This window comes from Nguyenibacter vanlangensis, assembly GCF_013376155.1.
Lineage (GTDB): Bacteria > Pseudomonadota > Alphaproteobacteria > Acetobacterales > Acetobacteraceae > Gluconacetobacter > Gluconacetobacter vanlangensis.
The window spans coordinates 1-3,578 of sequence record NZ_JABXXP010000290.1 but is presented as its reverse complement, the minus strand read 5'-3'; the positions used below and the strand labels follow the sequence as shown (position 1 = coordinate 3,578).

4 protein-coding genes are annotated in these 3,578 nt (G+C 68.4%); 3 read left to right on the top strand and 1 reads right to left on the bottom strand.

Annotated elements, in window-relative coordinates; genetic code table 11:
• Positions 1 to 75: 75 nt before the first annotated feature.
• Positions 76 to 984 carry a glucosamine inositolphosphorylceramide transferase family protein gene (locus HUK84_RS12580; RefSeq protein ID WP_176640601.1) on the bottom strand — a complete coding sequence of 303 codons (909 nt, stop codon included), beginning with the start codon at positions 982 to 984 and terminating at the stop codon, positions 76 to 78.
• Positions 985 to 1,102: 118 nt separating this feature from the next.
• Between HUK84_RS12580 and HUK84_RS12575 the strand changes: the two genes are divergently transcribed.
• The 3 genes from HUK84_RS12575 (at position 1,103) to HUK84_RS12565 (ending at position 3,471) form a co-directional block, all read left to right on the top strand.
• Complete coding sequence (locus HUK84_RS12575; RefSeq protein WP_246285650.1) at positions 1,103 to 1,618, top strand: MmcB family DNA repair protein; 516 nt, start codon at positions 1,103 to 1,105, stop codon at positions 1,616 to 1,618.
• An 86-nt stretch (positions 1,619 to 1,704) separates the two neighbouring features.
• A complete protein-coding gene (locus HUK84_RS12570) occupies positions 1,705 to 2,493 on the top strand; it encodes an inositol monophosphatase family protein (RefSeq protein WP_176640600.1) in 789 nt (262 codons plus the stop codon).
• A 99-nt stretch (positions 2,494 to 2,592) separates the two neighbouring features.
• Positions 2,593 to 3,471 carry a lipid-binding SYLF domain-containing protein gene (locus HUK84_RS12565; RefSeq protein ID WP_176640599.1) on the top strand — a complete coding sequence of 293 codons (879 nt, stop codon included), beginning with the start codon at positions 2,593 to 2,595 and terminating at the stop codon, positions 3,469 to 3,471.
• The last annotated feature ends 107 nt before the right edge of the window (positions 3,472 to 3,578 follow it).

Genomic DNA, 3,578 nt, shown 5'->3' with positions numbered 1-3,578 from the left:
TGGACCGATTCGCGCCGGAGCGGTTCGCCGCCGCCGGCCGGGCGATCCTGGATCGGGTACAGCCCGCTTCGCGCCCTACCCGTTCCTGATAAGCCGCCGCCCACGCCGCGCCAGTTCGATCGCAATCCGGCGCGGCGAGTGGGTGATCGTCTTGGCGTCCAGCAGCGTCACGTCCCCCGCCGCCGACAAGCTGTGCAGCCCGTCGGTGAACGGCGCCCAGGACGATGGCGGACGGATCTGCGGCCCGGGCCGGGTCATGACGCGCGCCATCCCCAGTTCGGTGACGGTCAACGGGGTGATCGCCCCGCCATAGGTGGCGCTGCAATCCTGCGTCGGCAGGATGATCCGCCCGTCGACGATCACGGGCGTGCCGCCGGGGCGCGCTGCGCTGCGGTCCCAGCGCAGCGGATTGGCCGGATGCAGCCGCCACGGGCCGAGCAGGCTGTCGGCGAAGGCGGCATGCAGCAGGCTCTGCCGGTCCCCCGGGCTGCCCCCGGGCGGACTGAAGAAGATCCACCAGCGGTCGCCGACCCGCAGCGGCGAGGCATCGATCGCCGCCACCGGAAAGGCGAAATCCTCCACCCGCATCCACCGATCGGGAAACGAGACCGCACGATACAGGCTCAACCGCCCCGATCGATGGGCTTCGGGCAGCAGATAGACCGCATCGCCGTCCTCGATCACTACCGGATAGGACAGATGCCACGGCTCGGACAGGACGGGCCTGCTGTCCAGCAGGCGCAGGGCCCGGTCGAGGACGAACATCTCGATCCGGCCGATCCGGTCACGATAATCATAGGCTTCGACGAAGACGTGCAGCCGGTCGTCCCGCCACAGCCCGAATGGATCGGCCAGGAAACGGAACGCGCCCTGGTCGGGCAGCCATGTCACGGGCAACCCCTCAACCGTCCCGCGCGCCAGGATGTCGGACATCGGACGGGCAATGATGCCGGTCCGCCAGATATCCGTCCGCAGCAATCCCATACCGTCTTCCGCCCGCCTTTCGTCTGTCCGGCATCCCGCCCTGGCACGCCCCGGTTCGTCCACGCCTACCCGATCCCGCGGCGATCGCAAACGGCCGCCGTGACGGGGCCGCCCGATCATGGCACCCTGCCCGGCCATGCCGACCGACCTTGCTGAAAACCAGTTCGCCATCCGCCGCGCCATCCTGCATCTGTGCGGCCAGTTGGGCTGGGCCACCCTGAACGAGCTGGTTCTGCCGGACGGGCGGCGCGCCGACATCATGGCATTGCGTCCGGACAACGGCCTTGTATGCATCGAGATCAAATCCGGTCCGCGCGACTTCCTGGCCGACGGCAAATGGGAAACCTATCAAGAGTGGAGCGACCAGCTTTTCTTCGCGGTCGACCATGGATTTCCCCTGGCATTGCTGCCCGAGACCGCGGGAATCATGGTCGCCGATACCGGCCTGCTGCCGGCCGGGCTGGAGGTGATCGCCGAATCCGCCATCCTGCGCGATGCGCCGCAGAACACGCTGGCGCCGGCGCGCCGGCGGAAACTGACCCATCTGTTCGCCATGCAGGCCGCCGAGCGGCTCGCACGGCTGAATGACCCGGCGATCACAGCCGCACTGCGCGCGGCGCGCCGCGTGGAATGAGTGGCGCATTGCAAGCCCGGGCGGGGCTGACAGGCGCCGCGATATGCGCCATGCACATCTGTCACCCGCCCCAAGAGAGGCCCCCGATGTCCGACGCCATCCTGTGCCGGTTCGAAGCCGCCCGATCCATCGTCGGCGATGCCGCCGACCTCGCCATGTCCATGCGCCCGCCTTCCGGCGGACCGGCCGCCACGCTGAAAAGCGCCCAGGACTGGCTGACCGAGGCCGATGGCGCCGTAGAAGCCTTGATTTCCGCCCGGATCGGGGCCCTGTTCCCTGAAGACGGCTTCCAGGGCGAGGAAGAAGGCCGCACCCGCACCGGCCGCCTGCGCTGGGTCGTCGATCCGATCGACGGCACGTCCAATTTCGCCCGCGGGCGCAATCGCTGGTGCATCTCGCTGGGCCTGCTGGATGGCGACCTGCCGGTGGCGGGCATCATCCATGCCCCGGCGCTGGGCGAGGTCTATACCGCCGTGCGCGGCCGCGGCGCCGTCCTGAACGGGCGGCCGATCAAGGCTTCACCCGTCACGGATACGCGCTCGGCCATGGTCGAGATGGGATGGAGCAACCGCGTCCCCAAAGGTGTGTTCGAGGAAAAGGTCGCGGCCATCCTGCGTCTCGGCGCCATGCCGCGTTCCGGCGGGTCCGGCGCGCTGGCCCTGGCCGATGTCGCCTGCGGCCGGCTGGACGGATATCTGGAAATGGTCATCAATCTGTGGGACGTCGCGGCAGCGCTCGCCATCCTGGAGGAAGCCGGGGCCCGGGTCTCGCCCTTCTTGCGCGACGGCGGGCTGGAGGGCGGCGCCACGCTGCTTGCCGCCGCTCCGGGAATCGCTGACGATCTGTCCGCCGCCCTGGCGGTATCGCTGGACTGACCGGCGGCCATGGTTAGAACACAAAACATCACTATCGGAACCGGGATGGACCGGCCACAATCCGCCCCGCAGCAGCCACCGGCCAGGAGTACACGCAGCATGGCTTTGCCGAACGGTCTTTCCCGCGGGGTGCCCGCCCTTCTGGCCGCGTCCCTGGCGCTGTCCTCGGCGCCGGCCCTTGCCGCCGGCGAGTCGCAGCAATCCCTGATAGACCGCGCGACCCTGACCGTGCGCGACATGTTCGCCGGTGCCCGACCCGACAGCAAGATCACCCGTTATATGGTCCGCGCCCGGGCGGTCATGGTCTGTCCGTCGATCTTCCGCATGTCGATCGGCATCGGCGGCTCGGGCGGCGGCTGCGTGCTGCTGTCGCGCGACGCGCGCGGCTCATGGTCCGACCCGGCCTTCTATACGCTCAGCTCGGCCAATATCGGCATCCAGCTCGGCATGCAGGATTCCGAGGTCATCTTCTTCATCATGACCGATCGCGGCCTTCAGGCATTGCTGGACAATCAGTTCCAGTTGGGCGCCGACGCGTCGGCATCCTTCGCCACCATGGGCTCGGGGATCGAAAGCGGCACGGCCGGAGAGAGCAACACCGACATCATGGCGTTGCAGAAATCCAAGGGCCTGTTCGCCGGCGCGGCGCTTGGCGGGTCGAAATTGTCGGTCAACAGCGGCGCCAACCGGGCCTATTACAGCCAGATCGTCGGGCCGGAAGACATCGTGATCTCGATGCGGGTCAACAATCCCGGGGCCGATCCGCTGCGCAGCGCGCTCAGCGAGGCCCAGGCCACGGCGTCGGGCGGCGCCGCCTATCAGCCCGGCCTGGGTACGCGAGCCTATGGGCAATCCTCCATGGGCGCGTCGGCCGCCTACGGGGCCCAATCCTATGGCCCGCAGGGTGCCGAGCCGATGCAGGTCGCCCCGGCACCCGCCGGCACCGTCAGCAGCCAGCCCCTGGGCGCACCGCGCTAGGGTCTGTGGGGATTTGGGATTCCTATTTTAGCGGAGATGTGATTCACCCACTGGATGGATCGCTTAGTACTGACCGATGCCCAATGGGCGAAGATAGAACCGCATTG

Coding starts and splice junctions, on each gene's coding strand:
- HUK84_RS12570 (WP_176640600.1), top strand. CDS start 1,705: ATGTCCGACGCCATCCTGTGCCGGTTCGAAGCCGCCCGATCCATCGTC.
- HUK84_RS12580 (WP_176640601.1), bottom strand. CDS start 984: ATGGGATTGCTGCGGACGGATATCTGGCGGACCGGCATCATTGCCCGT.
- HUK84_RS12565 (WP_176640599.1), top strand. CDS start 2,593: ATGGCTTTGCCGAACGGTCTTTCCCGCGGGGTGCCCGCCCTTCTGGCC.
- HUK84_RS12575 (WP_246285650.1), top strand. CDS start 1,103: ATGGCACCCTGCCCGGCCATGCCGACCGACCTTGCTGAAAACCAGTTC.